Here is a 25,968-nt window from a genome sequence, read left to right as displayed (position 1 = left end):
GGGTGACCGGCCCCGCGGCCGGGAGGCGCAGGTCAGCGGGCGGTCAGCGCCAGGGCGTGGTCGAGGGCCTGGAGGAGGCGGCCCGTCGTGGCGCGGTCCCGGACCGCCAGCCGGAGCCAGGAGTGGTCCAGGCCCGGGAAGGTGTCCCCGCGGCGGACCGCGAAGCCCAGGGCGCGCAGCCGGGTGCGGACCTCCATGGCCCCCGCCACCTGGATCAGGACGAACGGCCCCTCCGCCACCCCCGACACCGTGATCTCCTCGAACTCCGCGAGCCCCGCCAGCAGATGAGCCCGGTCCACCGCGATCTGCCGGGCCGCGGCCTCCGCCTCGGCCAGCGCCGCCGGAGCCATACAGACCTCCGCCGCCACCAGCGCCGGCGAAGACACCGGCCACAGCGGCTGCGCCGCCGCCAGCTTCGCGATCACCTGCGGCTCGGCCAGCACGTAGCCGATCCGCAGCCCCGCCAGCCCCCACGTCTTGGTCAGGCTCCGCAGCACCACCAGACCCGGCACGTCCGTCCGCCCGGCCAGCGCCTCCCGCTCACCCGGGACCGCGTCCAGGAACGCCTCGTCCACGACCAGGATCCGGCCCGGCCGGGCCAGCGCGATCAGCACCGCCGCCGGGTGCAGGACCGACGTCGGGTTCGTCGGGTTGCCCACCACCACCAGGTCCGCGTCCTCGGGCACCGCCGCCGGGTCCAGCCGGAACCCGTCCGCCGCCCGCAGCACCACCCGCTCCACGGTGTGCCCCGCGTCGCGCAGGGCCGCCTCCGGCTCCGTGAACTGCGGGTGCACGACGACCGGTCGCTGCGCGCCCAGGGCCCGCGCGATCAGCACGAACGCCTCCGCGGCCCCCGCCGTCAACAGCACCCGATCGGCCGGCAGTCCGTGCCGAGCCGCCACCGCCGCGCGGGCCGACCGCCCGTCGGGGTATGCGGAGAGAACGTCGAGCGAAGCCGCGATGCGCTGCTTGAGCCACTCCGGCGGGGTGTGCGCCCGTACGTTCACTGCGAGGTCCACCAGCGCGCCGCCGTCGCCGCGCACCTCCGCGTCCCCGTGATGGCGCAGGTCATGGGCCTGCGCGGTGGCCACGGCGCAGGTTGCCGCGACCGAGCGGCGTTTCGGTACGAGCAGCTCGCCGCCGCCCGCGAGCGCTGCGGCCTCCGCCACCGAGGAGGTCCCGGCGGCGTCGCGCACTGCGTCGGAGGGGTGCGGTACGCAGATACCCGCGAGCTCCTCGGCGGGATAGCTGAGCAGCGGTACGCCGAAACGTTCCGCCGCGCCCGTGATCCCCGCCTCGCCCGCCTTCGACTCCACCGTTGCCAGCGCCTTCACCGCCCCGGCGGCCAGCCCGGCCCCCCGCAGCGTCTCCTCGACCAGGGCGCAGACCTCCGCCACGGACACCCCCGCCCGTCCGCCGACCCCGACCACCAGCTGCGTCGCGTACTCGCCCACCGGGATCATGCCCCCTCCGTAGTCGTCAATGGTTCGTGACCCGCCGCCCGCGCGCACACGTGCGCACGGGGCGAGGAGTCGGTATTCAGGGGCACATGGCCGTGATCGTGGCGTTGGGCGCGTTCCTGATGACCCTGGCGGGCGGATGGACGGCGCAGCGCGTCACCGACCGCCGCCACCTCGTGCTGGGCCTCGCCGGCGGGCTGATGCTCGGCGTCGTGGGCCTCGACCTGCTGCCGGAATCGCTGCGCGCGGCGGGCCGCGAGGTGTTCGGCGTCCCGCTCGCGCTGCTGCTCTTCGTGGCCGGGTTCCTGATCGCGCACGTCGTGGAACGCCTGCTGGCGGTACGGCAGGCCGCGCACGGAGCCGAGAACGGGGGCCGCGTCCCCGAGGTCGGGCTGACGGCGGCCGCGGCGATGGTCGGCCACAGCTTCGCCGACGGAGTGGCCCTGGGCGCGGCCTTCCAGGTCGGCGGCGGGATGGGCGTGGCCGTGTCGCTGGCCGTCGTCACGCACGACTTCGCCGACGGGTTCAACACGTACACGCTCACCCGGCTGTACGGGAACGCCCGCCGCAAGGCCGTGATGATGCTCCTCGCGGACGCGGTGGCCCCGGTACTGGGCGCGGCGTCCACTTTGCTGTTCACCCTTCCGGAGGAACCGCTCGGGGCGTACCTCGGCTTCTTCGGCGGAGCCCTGCTGTACCTGGCGGCCGCCGAGATCCTGCCCGAGGCGCACCACAAGCACCCCGCCCTGTCCACGCTGATGTGCACGGTGGGCGGGGTGGCCGGGATCTGGCTGGTGGTGGGCCTCGCGAACTGAACTCACCTGGCCCGCGCCGCGGCTTCCGTGAACCGAAGGGCCACGGAGGGCTCCGCCGCCCAGTGCGTGTGCAGGTAGCTGGCGTGCACACCCCGCTGTACGAAGCCCTCGACCCGGCGTTCGGGGTGCGTGAACCCCCAGGCGGGGGCGGCGCCGGCGCCGGGCTCGATCACCGTGCGGTGGAACTCGTGACCGCGCAGCCGGGTGCCGGTGGCGGCGAGGGCGCTGTCCGACACCGCGACGGCCTCGCGGTAGCCGAGGGTCAGCCGCTCCGACATCCGCGCGTCGGCGTCCAGGACCCCGCACATGGACTTGCCGTCCAGGGAGCGGGCGAGGTACAGCAGCCCGGCGCACTCGGCGGCGACGGGCCCGCCGTCCGCGGCGAAGGCCGCGACGGCCTTGCGCAGCGGCTCGTTGGCGGCGAGCTCGGGGGCGTACACCTCGGGGAACCCGCCGCCGATCACCAGGCCGGTGGTTCCGCCGGGCAGGGCCTCGTCCCGGAGCGGGTCGAAGGTGACGACCTCCGCCCCGGCGGCGGTGAGCAGCTCGGCGTGCTCGGCGTAGGAGAACGTGAACGCGGGGCCGCCTGCGACGGCGATCACGGGCCGTCCGTTCGGCGCGGCGCCGTTGTCGGGGGCAGCGCCCCGGACACCCTCCAGCGCAGCGGCAGGCGACCACGGCTCGCAGGCCAGCGGCGGGGCCGTGCGGGCCAGGGCCATGAGGGCCTCCAGGTCGCAGCCCGCCCGGACCTGGTCGGCCAGGGCCGCGACCGAGGACAGCGCGTCCGACCGCCGCTCGGCGACCGGCACCAGACCCAGGTGCCGCGACGGCGCAGCCACCTGCGGAGCCCGCCGCAGCACGCCGAGCACCGGCATGCCGGCCTCCTCCAGCGCCTCCCGCAGCATCACCTCGTGCCGGTCGGACCCGACCTTGTTCAGGATCACGCCCCCCAGCCGCACCTGCGGGTCGAACGACGCGAAGCCGTGAACCAGCGCCGCCACCGACCGAGACTGCGACGACGCGTCGACCACCAGCACCACCGGCGCCCGCAGCAGCTTCGCGACCTGCGCCGTCGACGCCAGCTCACCCCGCCCCGCGGCTCCGTCGTACAGCCCCATCACGCCCTCGACGATGGCGAGATCGCACCCCGCAGCCCCGTGCGCGAACAGCGGAGCGACCAGCTCCGGCCCGCACATGAACGCGTCCAGGTTGCGCCCCGGCCGGCCCGTGGCCAGCGCGTGGTAGCCGGGGTCGATGTAGTCGGGCCCGGCCTTGTGCGGGGACACGGCGAGGCCGCGCTCCGAGAAGGCCGCCATCAGGCCCGTCGCGACCGTGGTCTTGCCGCTGCCGGACGACGGCGCGGCAATGACCAGGCGCGGAACGTGCAGAGATGTCACCACTCGATGCCCTTCTGGCCCTTCTGGCCGGCGTCCATCGGGTGCTTGACCTTGGTCATCTCCGTGACCAGGTCCGCGAACTCCAGCAGCTTCTCCGGCGCGTTGCGCCCCGTGATCACCACGTGCTGCGTACCGGGCCGGTTGCGCAACACCTCGATGACCTCGTCGACGTCGATCCAGCCCCAGTGCATCGGGTAGGCGAACTCGTCCAGCACGTACAGCTTGTGCGTCTCGGCGGCCAGGTCGCGCTTGACCTGCTCCCAGCCTTCCTTGGCCGCCTGCTCGTTGTCGAGCTGCGCGTCGCGCTGGACCCAGGACCAGCCCTCGCCCATCTTGTGCCAGACGACCGAGCCGCCCTCGCCGGAGGCGCCGAGCACCTTGAGCGCGTTCTCCTCGCCGACCTTCCACTTCGCCGACTTGACGAACTGGAACACCCCGATCGACCAGCCCTGGTTCCAGGCGCGCAGCGCCAGCCCGAAGGCCGCCGTCGACTTGCCCTTGCCCGGGCCGGTGTGGACGAAGACGAGCGGGCGGTTGCGGCGCTGGCGCGTCGTGAGTCCGTCGTCCGGAACGACGGTCGGCTGTCCCTGCGGCATTACGCGGCCCTCCTGGTGGTGTGGTGAGACGGTGAAGTCACTGCGGTACGTACGTTCTTCACGAGCCCGGCCAGCGAGTCGGCCCGCAGCCCGTCGAGCGTGACGGCGGGCCCGCCGAGGTCGGCGGCCAGTACACCGGCCAGCCCCAGCCGGACCGGCCCCGACTCGCAGTCCACGACCACCGACGCGACGCCCTCCGCCTGGAGCAGCCGGGCGCTGCGGCCCGAGAGTTCGCGCGGGTCCCCGCCGACGGAACCGGCCGAGGTGGCCCGCCCGTCGGTGACGACCACGAGCAGCGGACGGCGGCTCGGATCCCGCAACCGCTCGATGCGCAGCACCTCGTGGGCCTTGAGCAGGCCCGCGGCGAGCGGGGTGCGCCCGCCCGTCGGCAGCTGCTCGAGCCGGGCCGCGGCCGCGTCCACCGAGGAGGTGGGCGGCAGCGCCAGCTCGGCGGCGGCGCCGCGGAAGGTGATCAGGCCGACCTTGTCCCGGCGCTGGTAGGCGTCCAGCAGCAGCGAGAGCACCGCCCCTTTGACCGCGCCCATGCGCTGCCGGGCAGCCATCGAGCCGGAGGCGTCGACGACGAAGAGGACCAGGTTGCCCTCGCGGCCCTCCCGGGTGGCCTGGCGCAGATCGTCCTTGCGGACGACGAGCCCGCGCCCGCTGCGTCCGCGAGCCTTCTGGTGCGGGGCGGCGGCCTGGATGGTCGCCGCGAGGTGCAGCTTCGTCAGGTGGCCGCGGGGGCGCTGGGCGCCGGTGGTCCGGCCGTGCGCGGTGCGGGCGCGCGAACGCCGCCCGGACGCGCCCTCGCCGAGGCCCGGCACGCTGAGCATCTTGGTCCGGAACGGCTCGGCGGCCCGTACGGCGGCCTGCTCCGGTGCGGCGCCGTCCTGGGAGGCGGGCTGCGGCTCGGGGGACTCCGGGGCGTCCGGGGCCGGCGGCGCCGTGTCGTCCTGCGCCTCGGGTGCCTCGGGGGCCTCGGGCTCGGGTGCGTCCGGTCCGCTCTGCGGGGGAACCCCGCCGCCTCCGCCGTCGGGGCCGCCGTCTTGCGGACCGCCGTCGTCCGGGCCCTCGGGTTCGGGCTCCGGGTCCGGGTCGGTCTCGTTCTCCGGCTCCTCGTCGGGGAACCGGTCCAGGATCTCGTCGAGCTTGTCCTCGTCGAGGCCGGGCGCGTCGAAGGGGTTGCGGCGCCGCCGGTGGGGGAGCGCCAGCAGCGCGGCCTGCCGTACGTCCTCCTTGCGTACGTCGGTCCGCCCGGCCCAGGCGGCCAGCGCGGTCGCGGTGCGGGCCATCACGATGTCGGCGCGCATGCCGTCGACCTCGAAGCCGGCGCAGGTCGCCGCGATCTGCAGCAGCGAGGCGTCGCCGAGGCGGACCTTCGGGAGCAGGGCCCGGGCGGCCACGACGCGGGCGCGGATGTCCTGCTCGTCACCGGACCAGCGGGTGGCGAACCCGGCGGGGTCGTCCTCGTACGCGAGCCGGCGGCGCACCACCTCGACGCGCTGGGCGGGCTCGCGGGAGGCCGCCACCTCGACGGTCAGCCCGAACCGGTCGAGGAGCTGCGGGCGGAGCTCGCCCTCCTCGGGGTTCATGGTGCCGACGAGCAGGAAGCGGGCGGCGTGGCGTACGGAGACCCCCTCGCGCTCCACGTACGAGGCGCCCATCGCGGCGGCGTCGAGGAGCAGGTCGATCAGGTGGTCGTGGAGGAGGTTGACCTCGTCGACGTACAGGATGCCGCGGTGCGCGTCGGCCAGCAGGCCGGGCTCGAAGGCCTTCACGCCTTCGGCGAGGGCCCGCTCGATGTCGAGGGCGCCGACGAGGCGGTCCTCGGAGGCGCCGACGGGCAGCTCGACCATGCGCGCGGGCCGGTCCTGGCCCGGGCCGGGCTCGTGCGGGCCGTCGGGGCAGGCCGGGTCGGGGGCGGCGGGAGCGCAGGAGAAGCGGCAGCCGGGAATGACGTCCACCTGCGGCAGCAGCGCGGACAGCGCGCGGACGGCGGTGGACTTGGCGGTCCCCTTCTCGCCGCGGACCAGCACGCCGCCGACCGCTGGGCTCACGGCGTTGAGCAGGAGCGCCAGCCGCAGGTCGGTCTGGCCGACCACTGCGGTGAACGGGTAGGGCGTGCTCATGCGGTGCCTCTCCTTTTGCGGGTACGAGTACGAGTACGCGTGCGCGGGCCGGTGCGGTCGTACGGGGTGGTGGCCGCGGGCCGGGTGCGATGTGCGGGTCTGCCTGGGGCTGCCGCCGTCACGGGGCCCCCGGGGGGAGGAACGGGAGGCCGGCCGGGGCCCCGGTCTCGATCAGGCGGAGCAGGGCATTTGTGTCCGCGTGCTCGGCGATCAGGTCGCCCAGCAGGTCCAGCTGCTCCTCCCGCAGGGCGCCGAACGAGGTGTCCGGGGACGGGACGAAGCGGCGTCCGGCAGCCGCGGCCACCTCACGGAGAAACGCCCGGCGGAAGCCGTCCGACTCCAGCGAGCCGTGCCAGTGCGTGCCCCACACCGACCCGACCCGGCAGCCTTCCAGACTGCGTCCATGGTCATCAGAGATGAACGCCTCCCCGCCCAGGACCTCGGCCACCCCGTGGTGGATCTCGTAGCCCGTCACCGGCTCGCCCAGCGCCGCACCCTCCGGGCGCGCCAGGGTCTTCTCCCGCTCGAAGCGGATCCGTACCGGCAGCAGGCCGAGCCCGTCCACCGAGCCCGCCCTGGACTCGACCTCGTCCTCGATGTGCTCGCCGAGCACCTGGAAGCCGCCGCAGATGCCCAGCACCGGCCGGCCCTCCGCGGCCCGCCGCACCAGTGCATCGGCGAGGCCGCGCTCGCGCAGCCACTCGAGCGCCTTCACCGTGCCCCGGGTGCCCGGAACCACCACCAGGTCCGCGTCGACCAGCTCCTCGGCCCGGTCCACGAACCGCACCACGACCCCCGGCTCCGCCGCGAGCGCGTCGACATCCGTGAAGTTCGACATCAGCGGCACCGCGCACACCGCGACCCGCAGGACGTCCTCGCCTACCGGCGGCGCCACGACCGACTCGCGCACCGCGCCCCGCAGCGAGACCCGGAGCCCGTCCTCCTCGTCGATGCCCAGCCCGTGCTGGAACGGCAGCACGCCGTACGTCGCCCGGCCGGTCAGGGAACGCAGCATCTCCATGCCCGGCTCCAGCAGCGACACGTCGCCGCGGAACTTGTTCACCATGTATCCGGCGATCAGCGACTGGTCCTGCGGCGACAGCAGCGCCGTCGTCCCGAAGAACGAGGCGAAGACCCCGCCCCGGTCGATGTCTCCGACCACGACCACCGGGAACCGTGCGGCCCGCGCGATGCCCATGTTCACGATGTCGGTCCGGCGCAGGTTGATCTCGGCCGGACTGCCCGCCCCCTCGCAGATCACGGCGTCATACGTGCCCCGCAGCTGCTCCAGGCAGTCCGTGACGACCCCGAGAAGCTGCTCCTGCCTGCCCCCGTGGTAGCCCCGGGCACTCATCTCGCCCACCGGCTTGCCCAGCAGCACCACCTGGCTGCTGCGGTCGCTGCCGGGCTTGAGCAGCACCGGGTTCATCAGCGCCGTAGGCTCCACGCACGCCGCCTGCGCCTGCATCGCCTGCGCCCGCCCGATCTCGGCGCCCTCGCGCGTCACGAACGAGTTCAGCGACATGTTCTGGGCCTTGAACGGCGCCACCTTCACGCCCTGCCGGGCCAGCCAGCGGCAGATGCCCGCCGTGACCACGCTCTTGCCCGCGTCCGATGTCGTACCGGCGACGAGGAGTCCCCCGCCCAGCTTTCCGCCGCTCACGGGCGTCCCCTCCCAGCAACACGTGACACCGCACAGCGCAGTGCCACACAAGCCCCCAGCGCCAGCCACGTCACCTGCCGTGACAGCCGCACCGCCCGTTCGATGTCCGCGACCTGCACCGGCCGCCCCGACTCGCCGTTCAGTACGGCCCGGTGCTCGACCCGTCCCGCGTACGCCAGAGTGCCCCCCAGCCGTACGCCGAGGGCCCCGGCGAACGAGGCCTCCACCGGGCCGGCGTTCGGGCTCGGGTGCTTCGCGGCGTCCGCACGCCAGGCCCGTACGGCTCCCCGCCGGTCGGGTCCGGCCAGTACGGCGGCCAGCGCGGTCAGCCGGGCGCCCGGCCAGCCCGCGAGGTCGTCGAGCCGGGCCGAGGCCCAGCCGTAGCGCAGGTGGCGCGGCGACTTGTGGCCCACCATCGCGTCCAGGGTGTTCACGGCGCGGAAGGCCAGCAGCCCGGGGACACCGGCGGCGGCGCCCCACACCAGGGCCCCGACCACCGCGTCGGAGGTGTTCTCGGCGACCGACTCCACGACGGCGCGGGCCATCTGTTGCTCGTCCAGGGCCTGCGGGTCCCGCCCGCACAGGTGCGGCAGCCGCTCCCGGGCCACCTCGGCGTCCCCGGCGGCGAGCGCGCCGCCGATGGCGCGGGCCTCACGGCCCAGGGAGGTGCCGCCGACGACGGCCCAGGTGGCCGCTGCGGTCAGGGCGATACGGGCGGCTGCGGGCCGGGAGCGCACGGCGCGGGCGCCCAGCGCGCCGACGGCGGCCGCGCCCCCGGCGCACACGAGGGTGTGGAGGAGGCCCCGGGCGCGGTCGTCGCGCCACAGGGCGCCTTCGACAGCGGCGGCTGCTCGTCCGAAGGCGGCCACGGGGTGCCCTCGGCGCGGATCACCGAGGATCCGGTCGCCGATCAGGCCCGCCGTGGCGCCGTACGCGAAGACGCGATCGGCACGCATGGTGGCAGGTATGTCCTCACTCAGGGTCCGCGCCCTGGTTCGACGTGTCCGGCGGTGGGAGTTCCTGGCTCCCGGGGCGCACGTGCCGCGTGCTCCCCGGTGACAGTGGCGGGACCGCGCCGGATTCGCACCGGACTTCCTCTCCATGCCGCCGTATTGGCTCGGGCAGTCCACCACGCACCGCGAAGGCCCGTCAACTCGCCGTTGACCTGCGGCGAGGCAGGTCACCACGCCGGGCCTCAGGTACGGGAAAGCTCCCCCCGGGAAGCCCGGAGGGAGCTTTTGTGTGCCGTGCCCGAATCGGTCAGCTGACGATCAGGTAGATGCCGTACGCCACGGCCGCCGCGACGAGCGCGAAGCAGGCGTACGCGCCGCTGCGGGCCAGGGTGGCGGTGCCGCCCTGCTCGGTGGCGGTCTCGTGCTTGGAGAGGCCCACCAGGCCCAGGGTGAACAGGGCCACGAGCGCGACGGTGGCGGAGAGGCTGACCCCGAAGACGGAGCCGAGTGCTGCCCAGTCGATCTTCATACTGCGGATTCCTCTGTCGTTCTCGGGGTCAGACCGCGGCTGCGGGGGCCGCAGGCGCAGTCGGGGCGGCCGCCGGGATGGTGGCCTTCAGGTCCTCGTCGGTCACCGCGGCGGTCGTACCGGCGGCGGCCACGGTCGGCGGGACGGTGACGGCTGCCATCGCCGTGGTGACGACACCCGGCTCCTCGGCCGCGGCCGGCTGCACGTCGTTGACGTTGCCGTGGTCGACGACCTGGCGGCGGGAGATGACCCAGATGGCGACGCAGGAGGCGATCAGGAAGAGCGCGACGGCGGCGACGCCGAGGTCACCGGTACGCATGACCAGCTCGGCACCGGAGGCGACGACGGCCGCGGCCGGCAGGGTCAGGCCCCAGGCGATGAACATGCGGGTGGCGGTGGACCAGCGGACCGCACCGCCCTTGCGGCCCAGGCCCGCACCCATGACGGCGCCGGAGCACGCGTGGGTGGTGGAGAGCGAGAAGCCGAGGCTGGAGGAGGCCAGGATGACGCTGGCGGCCGAGGTCTGGGCGGCGAAGCCCTGCTGCGGCTGCAGGTCGGTCAGGCCGCTGCCCATGGTGCGGATGATGCGCCAGCCGCCCAGGGAGGTGCCCAGGGCGATGGCCATGCCGGCGGAGACGATGACCCAGACCGGCGGGTTGGAGCCGGGTGCGAGCGCGCCGCCGGCGACCAGCGCCAGGGTGATGATGCCCATCGTCTTCTGCGCGTCGTTGGTGCCGTGCGCGAGGGAGACGAGTCCGGCCGAGGCGATCTGACCGGCCTTGTAGCCCTTGGCGGAGGTCTTCTTGCCGACGTTCCCGCCCAGCTTGTACGTGACCTTGGCGGCCAGCATCGAGGCCACACCGGCCACGATCGGCGCGGCGACCGCGGGGAGCAGCACCTTGCTGACGAGCGTGCCGCCGTTGACGGCGCCGAGGCCGGCGGAGGCGACGGCCGCGCCGACCAGGCCGCCCATCAGCGCGTGGGAGGAGCTGGAGGGGAGTCCGACCAGCCAGGTGACGAGATTCCAGAGGATCGCGCCGACCAGGGCGGCGAAGATCACTTCTGGCTGGATGCCCTCCTCGTTGACCAGGCCCTTGGAGATCGTCTTGGCGACCTCCACGGACATGAACGCGCCGACGAGGTTGAGCACGGCGGACATGGCCACCGCCGTCTTGGGCTTGAGGGCGCCGGTCGAGATGGTGGTGGCCATCGCGTTGGCTGTGTCGTGGAAACCGTTCGTGAAGTCGAACACGAGAGCGGTGATGATCACGATCCCGAGGAGAAGCGTTATGTGCTCCATTTACCCAGGCTTCTGTTTGACGTCAGTGGCTCGGCGACCGTAGGCAACCTGAGTGAACGGAAGATGAACTGGCGTGGGCGGAGCGGTGTACTGGCCCGTCGTGTCATCGGGACCTTCGTCCTGATTTTGCCGCTGATACCGCGATTAATGCACGTCAAAGCCGGGTGAACGAAAGGATCCGCAGGCGATCAGAGGCCCCTGGACCCACCCTCGAGGGGTCCTGGAAGAGATCTAGATCACTCCTCCGGCCGACCCGCTGCGCCGCTGCGTGATCCCTTCCCGGCCCCGCCCGGCGGTATGCGGAGCATTCCGTTCAGGTGGCCCGCCCGGGCTCGCGCCTCGACACTGGAGCCGTGCGTACCGCCACAGCGACGGCCGCGGTCGTCGCCACCTCCCTCGTCGGTGCCGGTGCAGCCGCGGTCGCGGCCGGCCGGTACGCCGCCGACGCCGCCCTGCGACACGAGCCCGGCCGCCCCCTGCCCGGCGAGGCGCGGCTCAGCGTCCACTCCGCCGGCTCCGGGCGGATCGTGCTGACCCGCTCGCTGGCCTCCCTGCGCCCCGGTACGTACGGACTCACCGCCCCCGGGGTGCACGCCGTGGCCGGGCCCGTCCTCGAGGGAGCCGCGCCCGGTCCGGACACCGTCGTACGCCGGCTCCTCGCCGTCACCCACGGCAGCCTCGAGCCCGGCACCCGGGTCGCCCTCACCCCCCAGGTCCACGCGGGCAACCCACGCACCGCCCTCGGCCTCGACCATGCCGATGTGGACATCCCCGGTGAGCTCGGCGGGCTGCCCGCCTGGTTCGTGCCCGCCGCCCGCGACACCTGGGTGATCACCGTGCACGGGCTCGGCGCCGGCCGCGAGCACCCGATGGTGGTCATGCCCTTCCTGCACCGCCAGCGGATGCCCGTCCTCGACCTCGCCTACCGCGGCGACCTCGGCGCCCCCGCCTCACCGGACGGTCTCGGCCACCTCGGCGAGTCGGAATGGCGGGACGTGGACGCCGCCATCCGCTACGCCCTGCGCTACGGCGCCCGCCGGGTCGTCCTGCACGGCTGGTCCACCGGCGCCGCCATGGCCCTGTACGCCGCGGAGCGCTCGGCCCTCGCCGACCGGATCTCCGGGCTCGTGCTGGACTCGCCGGTGCTCGACTGGCACACCACCCTGCGCGCGCTCGTCGCCGCCCGCCGCACCCCGGCTCCGCTGGTGCCGCTCGCGGTGCGGGCCGCCGAGGGGAGCGCCGGGCTGCGCGCCGACCGCCGGGGGCCCGGGGCGGAACCCGCGGCGCTGCGCGTCCCCGTCCTGATCTTCCACGGTCCGGACGACACGCTCGCCCCCTGGGAGCCCTCCCGCCGGCTCGCCGCCGCCCGCCCCGACCTCGTATCCCTGAAGACCGTCCGCGAAGCCCCGCACGGGGCGATGTGGAACGCCGACCCGGCCGGATACGAGGAAGCCATGAGGCGCTTTCTCACCCCTCTTATGTGAAGGCCGTGTGCCGGACGGGGCAGGGAGGGTGCATTCTCCCTGTATGTCCCCCTGACCACCGGCGATAATGGCTGGTTCCGTTTGGGCTTTCGGCCGGTGACGGGCGAGACTGCTTCCGTGACGTCCCGAAAGCCTGATGAGCAGTTGGCTCGCGACTCCAGACTCCGACTCGTCTCCCCGCGTTCCGTCGCCGCGGCCCGCAAGGCGGTGACCGACCGACGCGCCCGTACCGCCTCCCGGCCCCCGGCGGGTACCCCGGCCACGGCCGAACTCGCGAACCGGGCCCGGGCCTCGCTCGCCGACGCCGTACGGCTCGCCCGCTGGGCCGAGCTCAACCTCGGTGCCAGCGGCGGAGGCCGACCCGCCCCGGCGGGAGCGCTGCCCGCCCCCGATGTGGAACGGGCCGCCGCTGAACTGAACCTGACACCGGGGCAGATCCGGGTCGGCTGGGACCGCTCCCGGCTGGCCGGCCTCGTGGAAGTGCACGGCGGCCACGCCCGGCCCGGCTGGCGGCTGCGCGCCTGGGACCGCGACGACGCCGCCGTACTGCGCGGCTGGGTCGCCCTGTTCGACGCCTGGTCGCTGGTCCACCCGGCCCCCGCCGACATCGCGCCCGCGGTCGTCGCCGAGGTGGTCGAGGCCATGCCCCAACTGCTGTCCCTGCTCCAGCTGTCCGCCGGTCCCGTGACCGTGCCGGACCTGCTGGACCTGCTCGGCCAGCGGGTCACCGAACTGCGCGACGAGCGGTGCGAGGTCCCCTACGACGTCCCGGCGCGCGAGACTTCGCCGTCTGACGGGACGGCAGCCACCGCCGACGCCGAGGCGGCCGGCCCCGTGGCGGCCGTCGCGGTCGCGGACGCCGCCACCGCCACCGCCACCGCCCACGCGGCGCCCGTCCCGCTCGCCCGGCTGCTGCGCTGGGCGCTCGGCGGACTCGCCGCCGTCGACGCCGTCACCCTCGGTCCCGCGCAGGCCGCGCTCACCCCGCTCGGCAGCTGGGCCGTCTGGGTCAAGCTCGAACAGATCTGCGTCGCCGCGCAGAGCCCCGCCGGGAACATCGAGCAGTCCGCCGCCGCGATGCTGCACGGCTGCGCCCGGCTCACCCCGGGACCGGCCCGCGCCGAGTACCAGGCCTGGCTCGCCGCCCGGCCCGTCGGCCACGCCGTCAGCGAGCTGCTGCACGCCGCCCGCGGCGAGGACGCCCTGCTGCGCGGCCTGGCCTTCGAGGCCCTGCGCGTGGTCGGCGCCCCGGCCGAACCCGAGGTGCGCGCCGCCGTCCGCGACGCCGCCCTGCGGCCCTACGCCCTGCTCTGGCTCGCCGAGCACGACGGGGTGGATCCCGACGAGGCCCAGGACGTGCTCACCGCCGAGGAGTCGACCTGGCTCTGGGTGGACACCGCGGCCGCCATCGCCGACCACGGCGAGGCCGACCTGCTGGCACGCCACCTCGACTCGGCCGTCCGCACCACCGTCCCGCGGCTGCTGGACGAGGTCCGCGCGGTCGGCCATCCGCGCACCGTCCAGGTCCTGGTCGCCCTGGCCGCCGCCCACCCGGACCCGGCCCTGGCCAAAGCGGTCCGCCGGGCCGCGTTCCAGGTCCACACCGGCGGCGCGTAGCGCCCGTAGGGGAACGTACGCAGGAACGCGCCGCGGGTCTCAGACCTGCGGCGTGTACGTCCCGAAGCTCCAGATGTTGCCCTCGGCGTCCCTGGCCATGTAGTCGCGGGACCCGTAGTCCTGGTCGGTGGGCTCCATCAGGATCTCCACGCCGTGCTCTGCGGCCCGCCGGTGGTGGGCGTCCACATCGTCGACCACCACATAGACCCCCACGGGACCGCCGCCCTCCATGGCCTTGTCGAAGACGCTGCCGGTGCCCTTGCTGCCCAGCATCACCAAGCCGCTGCCGTAGGACAGTTCCGCATGCATCACCGAGCCGTCCTCGCCCTCGTACACCGCGACCTGGCTGAAGCCGAAGGCCTCGGCCAGCAGCTTGATGGCCGCCTTCGCGTCGCGATAGCGCAGCGTGGGACAGATGGACGGAACGCCTGACATGACGACCACTCCCTCTCGTGACGGTGACCTGCGTCACAGCATGGCAGGCGCCGCCGACAGTCAGCGGAAGGTGTTGCACTGGGCCATGTCGCCCGTGCGGTACCCCTGGTAGAACCACTGCCGGCGCTGCTGGGCCGAGCCGTGCGTCCAGGACTCCGGGGTCACCCGGCCCTGGAACTTCTCCTGGATCCGGTCGTCGCCGACCGCGGCCGCCGCGTCCAGGCCGTCCTTGATGTCCTGGTCGGTGAGGCTCGTGATCAGCGGCCGGCCCGTGGACTCGTCCGGGGTCCTCGTCGCGTTGTGCGCCCACACCCCGGCGTAGCAGTCGGCCTGCAATTCGACCTTGACCGCGTTGCTGTTCGCGCCCGGCTGTCCGCCCTGGGCCTTCTGCAGGGTTCCGGTCAGGTTCTGGATGTGGTGCCCGTACTCGTGGGCGACGACGTAGGCCTGGCCGAACGGGCCGCCGCTCGCGCCGAACTTCGTCCTCAGGTCGTCGAAGAAGCCGAGGTCCAGGTAGACCTGCCGGTCGGCCGGGCAGTAGAAGGGGCCGACCGCCGAGGTGGCGGCCCCGCAGGCGGTGTTCACCCGGCCGGTGAAGAAGACCGTCGACGCCGGGGCGTACCGGCCGCCGCGCCGGGTGAACTCTTCCCTCCAGAAGTCCTGGGTGCTGTTGACGACCGCGACCAGTCGGCAGTCCTCCCGCGCGTTCGCGTCCCGCCCCTTCTTGCAGGACTGCTCCACCTGACTGACGGACGACGAGGTCACCGCCGGCTCCGGGTTTCCCGAGGACAGCCCCAGTTCGTCCGGGCCCACGCCGAAGAGCAGCCCGAGTACCAGCGCGATGAGGCCCGCGATACCGCCGCCGATCGTCGCCCGCCCGCCCGGGATGCGGTTGCCACGCACGTCCTTGACCTCGGAAGTGTCCAGATCGGCGTCGTCGTCGAACTGCATCCCGCACTGCCCTCGATTCCACGTGGCCGCACTGCGGCGAATATCACCCGGTCCATCCTGATACGTGCCCCGGCCCGCCGGGGCGATCCGTGGACCGAACGGGGGACCGGAAGAGGGGCGGGCGGGGGAGCGGAAGGGGGACGGACGGGGCGTGCGTCAAGGGCCGGACGCCCCCATAAGCAGTTGCACACCCCCGGTAGAATGAATCCCATGGCAAATCTCCTCGCGGATTAGCGGCGTCGAAGCATCGCGTCCTGCCCCCCTTCCGCCGTCCCCCCGCCCTGGAGTATTTCCGTGATCACCGCCACCGGCGTCGAGCTGCGCGCCGGCGCCCGCGTCCTCATCGAGTCCGCCTCGTTCCGTATCGCCAAGGGCGACCGCATCGGCCTGGTCGGCCGCAACGGAGCGGGCAAGACCACCCTTACCAAGTGCCTCGCCGGCGAGGGTCAGCCCGCCGCCGGGTCCATCACCCGCTCGGGCGAGGTCGGCTACCTCCCGCAGGACCCGCGCACCGGCGACCTGGACGTGCTCGCCCGTGACCGGATCCTGTCCGCCCGTGGCCTCGACGTCCTGATCAAGAAGATGCGGATGAACGAGGAGCGCATCGCCACCGGCGCCGGCGCCACCCGCGAGAAGGCGCTCAAGCAGTACGAGCGCCAGGAGACCGAGTTCCTCACCAAGGGCGGGTACGCCGCCGAGTCCGAGGCCGCGACCATTTCGGCCGCCCTCAGCCTCCCCGACCGGGTCCTCGGCCAGCCGCTGCACACTCTCTCCGGCGGCCAGCGCCGCCGCGTCGAGCTCGCCCGGATCCTCTTCTCGGACGCCGACACCCTGCTCCTCGACGAGCCGACGAACCACCTCGACGCCGACTCCATCGTCTGGCTGCGCGACTACCTGAAGAACTACCGCGGCGGCTTCGTCGTGATCTCCCACGACGTCGACCTGGTCGAGACCGTCGTCAACAAGGTTTTCTATCTGGATGCCAACCGCTCCCAGATCGACGTCTACAACATGGGCTGGAAGCTCTACCAGCAGCAGCGCGAGGCCGACGAGAAGCGCCGCAAGCGCGAGCGCCAGAACGCCGAGAAGAAGGCCGCGGCCCTGAACTCGCAGGCCGACAAGATGCGCGCCAAGGCCACCAAGACCGTCGCCGCGCAGAACATGGCCAAGCGCGCCGACCGGCTGCTCGCAGGCCTGGAGGCCGTCCGCGCCTCCGACAAGGTCGCCAAGCTCCGCTTCCCGGACCCGGCGCCCTGCGGCAAGACCCCGCTGACCGCCGAGGGCCTGTCGAAGTCGTACGGCTCCCTGGAGATCTTCACCGACGTCGACCTGGCCATCGACAAGGGCTCCCGCGTCGTCATCCTCGGCCTCAACGGCGCCGGCAAGACCACCCTGCTGCGCCTGCTCTCGGGCACCGAGAAGCCGGACACCGGCGAGGTCACCCCGGGCCACGGCCTCAAGCTCGGCTACTACGCCCAGGAGCACGAGACCCTGGACCCGGAGCGCACGGTCCTCGAGAACATGCGCTCCGCTGCGCCCGACCTGGACCTGGTCGCCGTACGCAAGACCCTCGGCTCCTTCCTCTTCTCCGGGGACGACGTGGACAAGCCGGCCGGGGTCCTCTCCGGTGGCGAGAAGACCCGTCTGGCCCTGGCCACGCTGGTCGTCTCCTCGGCGAACGTGCTGCTGCTCGACGAGCCCACCAACAACCTCGACCCGGCCAGCCGCGAGGAGATCCTGGGCGCGCTGCGCACGTACAAGGGCGCGGTCATCCTCGTCACGCACGACGAGGGCGCGGTCGAGGCGCTGGAGCCGGAGCGGATCATCCTGCTCCCGGACGGCGTCGAGGACCTGTGGGGCCCGGACTACCGGGACCTCGTCTCCCTCGCCTGAGGTCCACCGGGGGTGCCCGGCGGCTGCCTGGCGGGTTGATCCAGTTCCTTATGGATCATTCGGCTCAGGCGTGATCCATCATCTGAGTGAGACGGTCTCGTACCTCTGCGCTCTGTACGACGGCCCCGGCCGTGCCCGTCCGGGCACGCGGCCGGGGTCGTCGTTTTTCGGCGTCCGGCCCCTGACCTGGCGATTCCCGGTGAGGGTGGAGAAGTGTGACGGACGTCATGCAGCGGAAGAGAAGATTCCGTTCTGCTGATGTGTCCACCGGTCGAGAAATGCCGTCGTACCGACCTTGCTGAATGGGTGGCCAGGAAGCCGGGGAGGGGTGATCATGAGAAGTCCAGAGCGCACTTCCCATGAGGAGGCACGGGTGGCCGAGACTCTGAAGAAGGGCAGCCGGGTAACCGGCGCCGCGCGCGACAAGCTCGCGGCAGACCTGAAGAAGAAGTACGACTCCGGTGCGAGTATCCGGGCACTGGCCGAGGAAACCGGCCGGTCCTACGGATTCGTCCACCGGATGCTCAGTGAGTCCGGAGTCGTGCTGCGTGGTCGCGGTGGCGCGACGCGTGGCAAGAAGGCGGCTTCGGCCTGACCCGGAACCCTGGCCGTCAGGCCCGGGGCCGGGGTGGAAGACGCTTGCCTGCCCACACCGCGGTTCCTTCGGTGACCCCCGGTCGGCCGTGTGGTCGATCGGGTGGTTACTGTGCAGTCACTTAGGCCGGGATTGCGGCCGACTGCACACCGGAGGCACCAGATGGCTCTGCTCGACAAGGACGGCGTACGGCTCACCGTGGACGACTCGGTCGCCACGGTGACACTGACCAATCCGGCCAAGCGAAACGCTCAGTCCCCCGCGCTCTGGCGGGCGTTGACGGAGGCCGGAAGGTCGCTGCCGGGCACCGTCCGGGTCGTGGTGCTGCGCGGTGAGGGCACGTCCTTCTCCGCCGGACTCGACCGGCAGGCGTTCACCCCCGAGGGTTTCGAGGGTGAGCCGTCCTTCCTCGATCTGGCGCGCGGTTCGGACGAACTGCTCGACTCGACCATTGCCGAGTACCAGGAGGCTTTCACCTGGTGGCGGCGCAACGACATCGTCTCCATCGCCGCCGTGCAAGGGCATGCGATCGGCGCCGGCTTCCAGCTCGCGCTGGCGTGTGACCTTCGGGTGGTCGCGGACGACGTGCAGTTCGCCATGCGCGAGACCAGCCTCGGCCTCGTGCCGGACCTGGCGGGCACGCAGCCGCTGACCTCCCTGGTGGGCTATGCCCGCGCGCTGGAGATCTGCGCGACGGGCCGCTTCGTGCATGCCGAGGAGGCGGAGCGGGTCGGGCTGGCCAACCTGGTCGTGCCGGCCGATGAGCTCGACGCGGCGGTGCAGGACCTCACGACGGCGCTGCTGGCTCCGCCGCGGGATGCCGTGATCGAGACGAAGGCGCTGCTCCGCGAGGCGGTGTCCCGCCCCTACGACGACCAGCGCTCGGCGGAACGCGCCGCCCAGGCCCGCCGCCTCCGCGACCTGGCCGGCCTCTCGGACTGACCTGCGGGTGCGGCGCGGTTGCCGGGGGCTCCGCCCCCGGACCCGCGCCTCACACGCCGGCGGGCTGATTCGTCAGGGGATCAAGAGCGCCTTGCCCGGGATCCGGCGGGCTTCGATGGCGCGGTGCGCCTCCGCAGCCTCCGCCAGGGGGAACCTCCGCGCGATCACCGGGCGGAGCCGCCCCGCCGCCGCCTCGGCCAGGGCATGGCCCGCCAGACGGGTGATCTCCGCCGGCGGGAACTGGACCTCCGCGATCCCTCGCAGGGCGATCCCGCGCCGCTCCACCTCCGCCGGGTCCAGCTCCGTGAAGCCGCCGCTGGGGGCGCCGTGCGCCGAGACCCTCCCGCCGTCCCGGACCAGCCCGAAGCCGGCCAGGCCCAGCTCACCGCCGACCCCGTCCAGCAGGACGTCCACCGGACCGCCGACCGCCTCGGTCCAGCCCGGTTCCGTGTAGTCCACCGCCCGGTCGGCGCCCAGCTCCCGGACCAGCGCCAGCTTCTGCTCGCCCCGCGCCGCCCCCACCACGTACGCCCCCGCCGCCACCGCCATCTGCACCAGCAGCGTCCCCATCCCGCCGGCCGCGCCCAGGATCAGCACCCGGTCGCCCGGCTTGATCCCGACGCCCTCGACGATGCCCGAGCCGGTCACCCCGTCGTGCGCCAGCGCCGCAGCCTCCGCCGATTCCAGCTCCTCCGGGACCGGGATCAGTAGTTCCACCGGGACCCGGACCAGTTCCGCGTACGTCCCCTTCGTACCCGGTGCGGCCACCACCCGGCGGCCCTGCCAGTCCGGGTCCACCCCCTCGCCCACCGCGACGACCGTCCCGGCAGCCGCGCCGCCCGGCACGTACGGCGGGTGGATGCCGAAGGACTCGCCCCAGCCCCCGCGGATCTGGGTCTCCACGTAGATCGTGTCCACGGCCTCGGCCCTGACCACCACCTCGCCCGCCCCCGGGACCGGGTCCGCCAGCTCGACCGGCACCAGGACCTCCGGACCGCCGTACCCGTCCACCCGTATCGCCCGCATGACATCCCCCTCGTTCGACGTTCCGTTCGACATTCGGAACGCGCCATGGCCTTTCGGCCTTGATCACTCACCCCACTCTCGGACCTCGACCGTGGTTGAGGTCAAGCGGCGGCAGGAATCCGGTCCCGGCCGACCGGCGTAGTCCCGGCGCGCCGCCGCGGCCGCGCGCTTACCGTGGTGGGGAGTGAGTCCATCCGCGCGAAGGGACACGCGATGACCGAATCCACATCCGGGGGCGCCTCCCGCCAGCCGGCCGACCGCGGCCGCACCACCATTTCGGACGGAGTGGTCGAGAAGATCGCCGGGCTCGCGGCCCGCGAGGTGGTCGGTGTCCATGCCATGGGCAGTGGCAGCGGCCTCTCCCGTACCTTCGGCGCCGTCCGCGACCGCGTCCCCGGCGGGGCGAAGTCGTCCGCCACCCGCGGGGTCAAGGCCGAGGTCGGCGAGGTGCAGACGGCCCTCGACCTGGAGATCGTCGTGGACTACGGCGTGTCGATCCGCGACGTGGCCCGGGCCGTCCGTGAGAACGTCATCTCGGCGGTCGAACGGATGACGAGCCTCGAGGTCGTCGAGGTCAACATCGCGGTCAGCGACGTCAAGCTCCCCGACGAGCCCGACGAAGAGCCGGAGTCACGACTCCAGTGAAGGAGCCCGTATGAGGATGGCGGTCGTCGGCCTCTTCGCCGGCATGGCGCTGGCCTTCGCCGGATACTTCGGTGGTTTTGGGGCCTTCCTGCTGGTGGCGGCGCTCGGCGCCGTCGGCTTCGTCGTGGGCCGGTTCCTGGAGGGGGACCTGGAATTCGGCGACTTCTTCCGCCCCCGCGACCGTGACAGGTGAGGCCCCGATGAGCACGCCACGGGCGACCCCGCCGCGGGTGCCGCCGGGCGACCGGGGGGCCACCCGGATCGCCGACCGGGTCGTCGCCAAGATCGCGGCCCAGGCCGCCCGGGAGGCGCTCGCCGCGCCGCCGGGCGGGCCGCCGACGGCCGCGGGCCAGGCGAAGCGCACCGCCGGGTCCGCCGGGCCGGCCGCCCCGCACGCCACCGTCACCGTGCACCACGACATCGCCCGGGTGCGGGTGAGCCTCGAGCTCGACTACCCCTCCGACCTCGCCGCCCAGTGCGCGGCCGTACGCCGCCGGGTCGTCCTCCGTATCGAGGAGTGCGCCGCCATGTCCGTACCCGAGGTGGACATCGACATCGAGCACCTGCACACCGCGCACACCCCCGGCTCCGCCGTACGGGACCGGAAGCTGCGGTGACGGCGCCCGCTCCCGGCCGGGCCCCGGTCCCGGACCCGGATCCCGGACGGGCCCCGGTCCACGTCGCCCGGTTCCGGTCGGCCCGGCGGATCCCGGCCGCGCTGACCGCACTGGCCGTGCTCGGGGTGGCGGGCCTGTTCCTCTACGACCTCGCGGCCGTACGGGCCGGCCGTCCCGGGATGGAGTGGCGCCGCGAACTCGCCCACCAGCTGGAGCGGCACACCCCCGCGGACCCGTGGGTGCTCGTGTGCGCCGGGGCCCTCGCCCTGGCCGGGGCGGTGCTCCTGTTCCTCGCGCTGGCCCCCGGGCTCCGCGGGATCCTGCCGATGCGGCCGGCGGACCCGGACGCCGGGGTACGGGCCGGGCTCGGGCGGAAGGCCGCCGCGCAGGTGCTGCGGGACCGGGCCATGGAGGTGTCCGGGGTGCAGTCGGCGCGGGTCGCGGTGGGCCGGTCCCACGTCGCGGTCCGGGCCGCGTCGCACTTCCGCGAGCTGGACGACGTAAGGGCCGACCTGGAGGCGGTACTCGCGGTCGGCATCGGGGAACTGGGCCTCGCCCACCCGCCGCAGCCGCGGGTACGGGTCACCCGGGCCGCCGTCGGGAAGGGGTGAGGGGATGCTCGGGACGGTGAACCGGATCCTGCTCGGGATCATCGGCCTCGTCCTGCTGGCGGCCGGGGTGACGCTGCTGACGGCGTTCCGGCCGCTCGGCGGCAGCCACGAGCCGCTGCTGACGGAAGCGACCCGGCAGCAGTACTGGCATGCCGAGGGCTGGTGGTGGTGGGCGCTGCTCGCCGGGCTCGGGGTGTGCGTGGTGCTCACGCTGTGGTGGCTGCTGGCCCAGCTGCGGCGTCCGCGGCTGCCCGCGCTGGTGGTGGACACCGGGGACGGGGCGTTCGCGGTGCTGCGGGGGAGGGCGCTGGAGGAGGCGATGGCCGCCGAGGCGGGGGCGCTGGACGGGGTCGCCCGGTGCAGCGTCGCACTGCGCGGGCGGCAGGGCAGACGCGGCCGGCGCGGTGCGCCCAAGCTGCAGGTGGAGCTGGAGCTGGAGCCGCATGCCGTGCCGGCCGATGCGCTGGCCGCGCTGGCCGGGCCGGTGCTGAACCACGCCCGCCGGTCGGCGGGTCTCCCCGGACTCCCCGCGGAGGCCCGCTTCCGTATCACCTCCCACCGGGCCCGCCGCGTCACCTGACGGCGGGCCCAGGGGACTCAGAAGCCGCGCCGGAAGCCGCCGTCGACCGGGAGCATGATGCCCGTCAGGTACGAGGCCGCGGGCGACAGCAGGAACGCCGCCGAGCGGCCGAACTCCTCCGGGGTGCCGTAGCGCCGCAGCGGAATGCCGGATTCGTTGGCCGCGCGGGCCGCCTCGGCGTCGCCCGACAGCGCGTCGAGCTCGCGGACGCGGTCGGTGTCGATCCGGGCCGGCAGCAGCCCGACCACGCGGATGCCGCGCGGTCCGAGCTCCACCGACAGGGACTTGGCGAAGCCCGCCAGCCCCGGCCGCAGGCCGTTGGAGATGGTCAGGCCCGGGATCGGCTCGTGGACCGAGCCCGACAGGACGAAGCCGATGACCCCGCCCTCGCCCAGCTCGGCCGCCGCCGCGCGGGCCAGGCGTACGGCGCCCAGGAAGACCGCTTCGAACGCCGCGGCCCACTGCTCGTCGGTGTTGCTCGCCGCCGAACCGGGGGCGGGGCCGCCGACGCTGACGAGGATGCCGTCGAAGCGGCCGAAGCGTTCCTTCGCGGTGGCGACGAGCGTGGCCGCCGCCTCCGGGTCGGCGTTGTCCGCGGCGACCCCCACCGCGTTCGGACCCAGCGAGGCCGCCGCTTCGGCGGCGCGCGCCGCGTCGCGGCCCGTCACGATCACCTTCGCGCCGTCCGCCGCCAGTTCGCGCGCGGAGGCGAAGCCCAGGCCGCGGGTGGCTCCGGTGACGACGTAGACGCGGTCTTTCAGTCCAAGATCCATGCCCGACACGCTACGCCGTCGGCGCCGGCTCCCGCTCGGGGGTGGCGCCGGCCGTCGCAGCCGCCGCGCGGTCGCGCTTCTCGCGCCGTACGAGGACCAGCCAGCCCACCGGCACCGACGCGGCGAACAGCCACCACTGCACGGCGTACGCCATGTGCGGGCCGATCGAGTCGTGGTCGGGATCGGCGACCGTCTCCGGGCTGCCGCCCGCCGGGGCCGGGGCGGTGAGCTCCAGGTAGCCGCCGAGGACGGGCTTGCCCAGGTACTCCGCCTGCTGGACGCTGTTGATCAGCATCACCTGGCGGTCCGGCAGGCCCTTGCGGTCCTTGATGCCGCTGCCGCCGCTCGTCTCATCGGCCTTCAGCCGCCCGGTGACCGTGACCTCGCCCGCGGGCGCGGCCGGCACCGGCGGGTACGCGCGCGGGTCGTCGCCGCCGGCCACCCAGCCGCGGTTGACCAGCACCACCCGGCCGTCGGCCAGCACCAGCGGGGTCAGGACGTGGAAGCCGACCTTGTCGTCGTTGTCGGTGCGCATCCGTACGACGACCTCGTGCGCGGTGTCGTACGTCCCGGTGGCGGTGACGGCACGCCAGAAGTCGGCCCGCGGGACCTGGTGGCCGGGGGAGGTCACCTCGGTCATCGCAACCGGCTTCGCGGACAGGTTTGACGCGATCAGCTCGTTCTGGGCGACCCGGTGCCCATGGCGGTGGTACTGCCAGAACCCCAGCTTGATCATCGCGGGGATGAGGGCGAGGGCGACGAGGGTGAGGCACACCCATTGCCGGGTCAGCACAAAGCGGTACACGCCCACGACGGTACCCCCAGCCGGGAAGACCCCGGTGGCCGGGTGGCCGTCCGGGGTCGGGAAGGGGAACGGGGGAGGGAAACCGGGGGAGCGTCACACTGAGGGTCGGAGGGCCGGAGGGTCACACGCGGTCGACGATGCCCACCTTCCCTTCCGCGCGGGCGCAGTGCGCCCCGCAGAACCACTGGCCCTCGACCTCGACGCCCTGCCCGATGATCTGCACACGGCAGTGCTCGCAGATGGGCGCCATGCGGTGGATGGCGCAGGAGAAGCAGTCGAAGACGTGCACGCTGCCCTGCGCGTGCACTTCGAAGGACATGCCGTAATCGTTTCCGCAGACCTCACAACGTGCCATGCGCCACAGGGTGGGACCGGACGGGCGAACGCGGAAGCGGATGCCGGGCGAGTCGCCCGACGGTCACCCGTCTGCCGCAGCCACGTCCCGCAGCAGCTGGGTGAAGGCCGCCTCGTCGACCACCGGCGTACCGAAGGACTTCGCCTTGACCGTCTTGGAGGTGGCCGAGTCGGGGTCGTTCGTCACGAGCAGGCTCGTGAGCCGCGACACACTCGTCGCGACGTGCAGACCCGCCTCGATCGCCCGGTCCTCCAGCAGCTCCCGGTCCACCGAGGTGTCACCCGAGAAGGCGATCCGCATGCCCTGCTTCAGCGGTTTGCCGTCCTCGAAGCGCCCCGGGTTCGGGTGCGGGCACGGCGGCCGCTTGCGCGAGGGCCGCCAGCTGCCGCTCCCGTACGAGGCCTGCTGCCCGATCCGCGGGGTGACGGGGGAGTCCGACCACTCCGTCAGCGGCCGGCATTCCAGCAGGGGCAGCCGTACGCCGTCCCGGGCGGCGGCGTGCAGCGACGGGCGGAACGCCTCCGCGAGCACACGGGCGTCGTCGAGCGCGTGGTGGGCGCGCTGCTGGACCACGCCGAAGTGCGCGGCGAGCGACTCCAGCTTGTGGTTGGGCAGCGGGAGGTTCAGCTCCTTCGAAAGGGCGATGGTGCACAGCCGCTGACGGACCGGTGCGGTCTCGTCGGCCCGCGCGTACTCGCGGGCGATCATCTGCCAGTCGAAGATGGCGTTGTGTGCGACCAGCACCCGGTCCGCGAGCCGGCCCGCGAACTCCTCGGCGATGTCCTTGAAGAGCGGCGCGTCCTGGAGCATGTCGCTGGTGAGCCCGTGGATCCAGACCGGCCCCGGGTCCCGCAGGGGGTTGACCAGGGTGTACCAGTGGTCCTCCACATTGCCCTGCGCGTCGAGCCGGTAGACGGCGGCGGAGATTATCCGGTCGTCGCGAGCGAGCCCGGTCGTCTCCACGTCGACGACCGCGTACCCCTCGGGGTACGCGGTCGGCCACGTCGTCTCTGCGGTCGTACGGTCGTCGAGCATGGTCACAGAGGATATCGGCACGGACTGACACCCGTGGCCCGATGGGCTGTCAGCGGTCGCCGTCCGCCCCTCACCCCGGCGCCGCGCCGAGGCCGCCCGCCGCGAGCTGTTCGAGCCCGCAGGCGTCAACAGGCCGCGCCCCGGGTCAGGAGGGTGTGGACAAGGGCCCGTACGGACAGCAGGAACAGCCTTTCCGGATCCGCCGGGCGGGCCAGGGCGCTGGCGAGTTCCGGGTCGTCGGGGGCGGCGGTGGGGTCCCAGAGGTCGCTCTCGGCGGGGGACTGGGCGGGGGAGCGCTCGCGGTTGCGCTCCACGAGCAGGAAGCCGACGATCTGGAACTGGACCGCGCGCACCGCGTCGGCGGCCCGGGCCCCGCGCAGCCCGGCCGCGTGCACCTCGTGGACCAGGGCCTGCTGGGCGGGCAGGAACATCCGCTCGGTGAGCCCGCGTTCGTGGACCATCGCGATCAGGTGCGGCCGCTCGCGCAGTTCGCGGCGCAGGATCCGGGCCACGGAGAGGATCCGCTCGGTGGGGGTGCGGCCGGCCGGCCGGATCGCGCCCATGTCCTGGACGGTCCGCTCCACGAGGGCGTCGAGCAGCGATTCGCGGTTGCCGACGTGCCAGTAGATGGACGTGACCGCGGTGCCCAGCTCGGCGGCGAGTTTGCGCATCGTGAGGGCGGCCGGGCCGTGCTGCTTGACCAGGCGGGCGGCCGCCTCCAGTACCTCGTCGCGGGTGAGCGTGGTTCTGGCCATGGCCGTC

General features: G+C 73.6%; 27 protein-coding genes and 1 riboswitch. Of the genes, 11 read left to right on the top strand and 16 right to left on the bottom strand.

Annotated elements, in window-relative coordinates:
- Positions 1 to 32: 32 nt before the first annotated feature.
- Positions 33 to 1,463: an Rv2231c family pyridoxal phosphate-dependent protein CobC gene (gene cobC / locus AB0M76_RS25660; RefSeq protein ID WP_365955085.1), complete on the bottom strand. Its 1,431-nt coding sequence runs from the start codon at positions 1,461 to 1,463 to the stop codon at positions 33 to 35.
- Positions 1,464 to 1,549: 86 nt separating this feature from the next.
- On the opposite strand from cobC, the gene AB0M76_RS25655 reads away from it, so the two are divergent.
- Positions 1,550 to 2,275, top strand: coding sequence for a ZIP family metal transporter (locus AB0M76_RS25655; protein ID WP_365955084.1), 726 nt, complete (start codon positions 1,550 to 1,552; stop codon positions 2,273 to 2,275).
- 2 nt (positions 2,276 to 2,277) lie between these two features.
- Here AB0M76_RS25655 and AB0M76_RS25650 read toward each other — a convergent pair whose 3' ends face one another.
- The 7 genes from AB0M76_RS25650 to AB0M76_RS25620 form a co-directional block, all read right to left on the bottom strand.
- Entirely contained in the window at positions 2,278 to 3,675 is a 1,398-nt protein-coding gene (locus AB0M76_RS25650; protein WP_365955083.1) for a cobyrinate a,c-diamide synthase, read from the bottom strand.
- The gene (gene cobO, locus AB0M76_RS25645; protein ID WP_365955082.1) at positions 3,669 to 4,268 is read right to left on the bottom strand and encodes a cob(I)yrinic acid a,c-diamide adenosyltransferase; all 600 of its coding nucleotides are present in this window, start codon (positions 4,266 to 4,268) and stop codon (positions 3,669 to 3,671) included. The genes AB0M76_RS25650 and cobO overlap by 7 nt, the downstream gene beginning before the upstream one ends.
- Positions 4,268 to 6,397, bottom strand: coding sequence for a putative cobaltochelatase (locus tag AB0M76_RS25640; protein ID WP_365955081.1), 2,130 nt, complete (start codon positions 6,395 to 6,397; stop codon positions 4,268 to 4,270). Before AB0M76_RS25640 ends, cobO begins: the two co-directional genes overlap by 1 nt.
- Positions 6,398 to 6,515: 118 nt before the next feature.
- Entirely contained in the window at positions 6,516 to 8,045 is a 1,530-nt protein-coding gene (locus AB0M76_RS25635; RefSeq protein WP_365955194.1) for a cobyric acid synthase, read from the bottom strand.
- An 11-nt stretch (positions 8,046 to 8,056) separates the two neighbouring features.
- Positions 8,057 to 9,016 (bottom strand): cobalamin biosynthesis protein, encoded by a 960-nt coding sequence (locus tag AB0M76_RS25630; RefSeq protein ID WP_365955080.1) that lies wholly within the window; start codon positions 9,014 to 9,016, stop codon positions 8,057 to 8,059.
- 38 nt (positions 9,017 to 9,054) lie between these two features.
- Positions 9,055 to 9,206, bottom strand: a riboswitch (cobalamin riboswitch).
- A 114-nt stretch (positions 9,207 to 9,320) separates the two neighbouring features.
- The gene (locus AB0M76_RS25625) at positions 9,321 to 9,542 is read right to left on the bottom strand and encodes a hypothetical protein (RefSeq protein WP_266630466.1); all 222 of its coding nucleotides are present in this window, start codon (positions 9,540 to 9,542) and stop codon (positions 9,321 to 9,323) included.
- A 28-nt stretch (positions 9,543 to 9,570) separates the two neighbouring features.
- Positions 9,571 to 10,842 (bottom strand): inorganic phosphate transporter, encoded by a 1,272-nt coding sequence (locus tag AB0M76_RS25620; RefSeq protein WP_365955079.1) that lies wholly within the window; start codon positions 10,840 to 10,842, stop codon positions 9,571 to 9,573.
- Between the two features lie 353 nt (positions 10,843 to 11,195).
- Here AB0M76_RS25620 and AB0M76_RS25615 point away from each other — a divergent pair, with 353 nt between their 5' ends.
- Positions 11,196 to 12,326 (top strand): alpha/beta fold hydrolase, encoded by a 1,131-nt coding sequence (locus AB0M76_RS25615; protein ID WP_365955078.1) that lies wholly within the window; start codon positions 11,196 to 11,198, stop codon positions 12,324 to 12,326.
- A 207-nt stretch (positions 12,327 to 12,533) separates the two neighbouring features.
- Positions 12,534 to 13,943, top strand: coding sequence for a hypothetical protein (locus AB0M76_RS25610; RefSeq protein ID WP_365955193.1), 1,410 nt, complete (start codon positions 12,534 to 12,536; stop codon positions 13,941 to 13,943).
- A gap of 39 nt (positions 13,944 to 13,982) precedes the next feature.
- On the opposite strand, the gene AB0M76_RS25605 is transcribed toward AB0M76_RS25610, so the two are convergent.
- Both AB0M76_RS25605 and AB0M76_RS25600 read right to left on the bottom strand, forming a co-directional pair.
- Positions 13,983 to 14,378 (bottom strand): VOC family protein, encoded by a 396-nt coding sequence (locus tag AB0M76_RS25605; RefSeq protein ID WP_365955077.1) that lies wholly within the window; start codon positions 14,376 to 14,378, stop codon positions 13,983 to 13,985.
- Between the two features lie 60 nt (positions 14,379 to 14,438).
- Positions 14,439 to 15,329 (bottom strand): neutral zinc metallopeptidase, encoded by an 891-nt coding sequence (locus tag AB0M76_RS25600; RefSeq protein ID WP_365955076.1) that lies wholly within the window; start codon positions 15,327 to 15,329, stop codon positions 14,439 to 14,441.
- 294 nt (positions 15,330 to 15,623) lie between these two features.
- Here AB0M76_RS25600 and AB0M76_RS25595 point away from each other — a divergent pair, with 294 nt between their 5' ends.
- The 3 genes from AB0M76_RS25595 (at position 15,624) to AB0M76_RS25585 (ending at position 18,759) form a co-directional block, all read left to right on the top strand.
- Entirely contained in the window at positions 15,624 to 17,222 is a 1,599-nt protein-coding gene (locus AB0M76_RS25595; RefSeq protein ID WP_266668278.1) for an ABC-F family ATP-binding cassette domain-containing protein, read from the top strand.
- A 373-nt stretch (positions 17,223 to 17,595) separates the two neighbouring features.
- Positions 17,596 to 17,817 carry a helix-turn-helix domain-containing protein gene (locus tag AB0M76_RS25590; protein ID WP_005319113.1) on the top strand — a complete coding sequence of 74 codons (222 nt, stop codon included), beginning with the start codon at positions 17,596 to 17,598 and terminating at the stop codon, positions 17,815 to 17,817.
- 162 nt (positions 17,818 to 17,979) lie between these two features.
- A complete protein-coding gene (locus AB0M76_RS25585; RefSeq protein ID WP_266668280.1) occupies positions 17,980 to 18,759 on the top strand; it encodes an enoyl-CoA hydratase/isomerase family protein in 780 nt (259 codons plus the stop codon).
- A 72-nt stretch (positions 18,760 to 18,831) separates the two neighbouring features.
- Here AB0M76_RS25585 and AB0M76_RS25580 read toward each other — a convergent pair whose 3' ends face one another.
- Positions 18,832 to 19,785: a zinc-binding dehydrogenase gene (locus AB0M76_RS25580; RefSeq protein WP_365955074.1), complete on the bottom strand. Its 954-nt coding sequence runs from the start codon at positions 19,783 to 19,785 to the stop codon at positions 18,832 to 18,834.
- A gap of 213 nt (positions 19,786 to 19,998) precedes the next feature.
- Here AB0M76_RS25580 and AB0M76_RS25575 point away from each other — a divergent pair, with 213 nt between their 5' ends.
- The 5 genes from AB0M76_RS25575 to amaP are packed head-to-tail and all read left to right on the top strand — an operon-like array spanning position 19,999 to position 22,238.
- Positions 19,999 to 20,430 (top strand): Asp23/Gls24 family envelope stress response protein, encoded by a 432-nt coding sequence (locus tag AB0M76_RS25575; protein ID WP_365955073.1) that lies wholly within the window; start codon positions 19,999 to 20,001, stop codon positions 20,428 to 20,430.
- Between the two features lie 10 nt (positions 20,431 to 20,440).
- Positions 20,441 to 20,623 (top strand): hypothetical protein, encoded by a 183-nt coding sequence (locus AB0M76_RS25570; RefSeq protein WP_365955072.1) that lies wholly within the window; start codon positions 20,441 to 20,443, stop codon positions 20,621 to 20,623.
- 7 nt (positions 20,624 to 20,630) lie between these two features.
- Positions 20,631 to 21,047, top strand: a complete 417-nt coding sequence (locus AB0M76_RS25565) for a hypothetical protein (protein ID WP_365955071.1) — start codon at positions 20,631 to 20,633, stop codon at positions 21,045 to 21,047.
- Positions 21,044 to 21,658 (top strand): DUF6286 domain-containing protein, encoded by a 615-nt coding sequence (locus tag AB0M76_RS25560; RefSeq protein ID WP_365955070.1) that lies wholly within the window; start codon positions 21,044 to 21,046, stop codon positions 21,656 to 21,658. The genes AB0M76_RS25565 and AB0M76_RS25560 overlap by 4 nt, the downstream gene beginning before the upstream one ends.
- A gap of 4 nt (positions 21,659 to 21,662) precedes the next feature.
- Positions 21,663 to 22,238, top strand: a complete 576-nt coding sequence (gene amaP / locus AB0M76_RS25555; RefSeq protein WP_365955069.1) for an alkaline shock response membrane anchor protein AmaP — start codon at positions 21,663 to 21,665, stop codon at positions 22,236 to 22,238.
- Between the two features lie 17 nt (positions 22,239 to 22,255).
- Here the strand turns inward: amaP and AB0M76_RS25550 are convergent, their stop codons facing one another.
- The 5 genes from AB0M76_RS25550 to AB0M76_RS25530 all read right to left on the bottom strand — a co-directional run bounded on the left by AB0M76_RS25550 (position 22,256) and on the right by AB0M76_RS25530 (position 25,961).
- Positions 22,256 to 23,011, bottom strand: a complete 756-nt coding sequence (locus tag AB0M76_RS25550) for an SDR family oxidoreductase (RefSeq protein WP_365955068.1) — start codon at positions 23,009 to 23,011, stop codon at positions 22,256 to 22,258.
- 10 nt (positions 23,012 to 23,021) lie between these two features.
- Positions 23,022 to 23,816, bottom strand: a complete 795-nt coding sequence (locus AB0M76_RS25545) for an SURF1 family protein (protein WP_365955066.1) — start codon at positions 23,814 to 23,816, stop codon at positions 23,022 to 23,024.
- Between the two features lie 121 nt (positions 23,817 to 23,937).
- Positions 23,938 to 24,171 carry a hypothetical protein gene (locus AB0M76_RS25540; protein ID WP_078613516.1) on the bottom strand — a complete coding sequence of 78 codons (234 nt, stop codon included), beginning with the start codon at positions 24,169 to 24,171 and terminating at the stop codon, positions 23,938 to 23,940.
- A 63-nt stretch (positions 24,172 to 24,234) separates the two neighbouring features.
- The gene (locus tag AB0M76_RS25535) at positions 24,235 to 25,212 is read right to left on the bottom strand and encodes a DEDDh family exonuclease (protein WP_365955192.1); all 978 of its coding nucleotides are present in this window, start codon (positions 25,210 to 25,212) and stop codon (positions 24,235 to 24,237) included.
- Between the two features lie 119 nt (positions 25,213 to 25,331).
- Positions 25,332 to 25,961 carry a helix-turn-helix domain-containing protein gene (locus AB0M76_RS25530; RefSeq protein WP_365955065.1) on the bottom strand — a complete coding sequence of 210 codons (630 nt, stop codon included), beginning with the start codon at positions 25,959 to 25,961 and terminating at the stop codon, positions 25,332 to 25,334.
- Positions 25,962 to 25,968: the final 7 nt, after the last annotated feature.

Source organism: Streptomyces sp. NPDC051364 (assembly GCF_040682115.1).
Classification (GTDB): domain Bacteria; phylum Actinomycetota; class Actinomycetes; order Streptomycetales; family Streptomycetaceae; genus Streptomyces.
The sequence above is the reverse complement of the archived record's forward strand: the minus strand, read 5'-3'. Positions and strand labels throughout refer to the sequence as shown.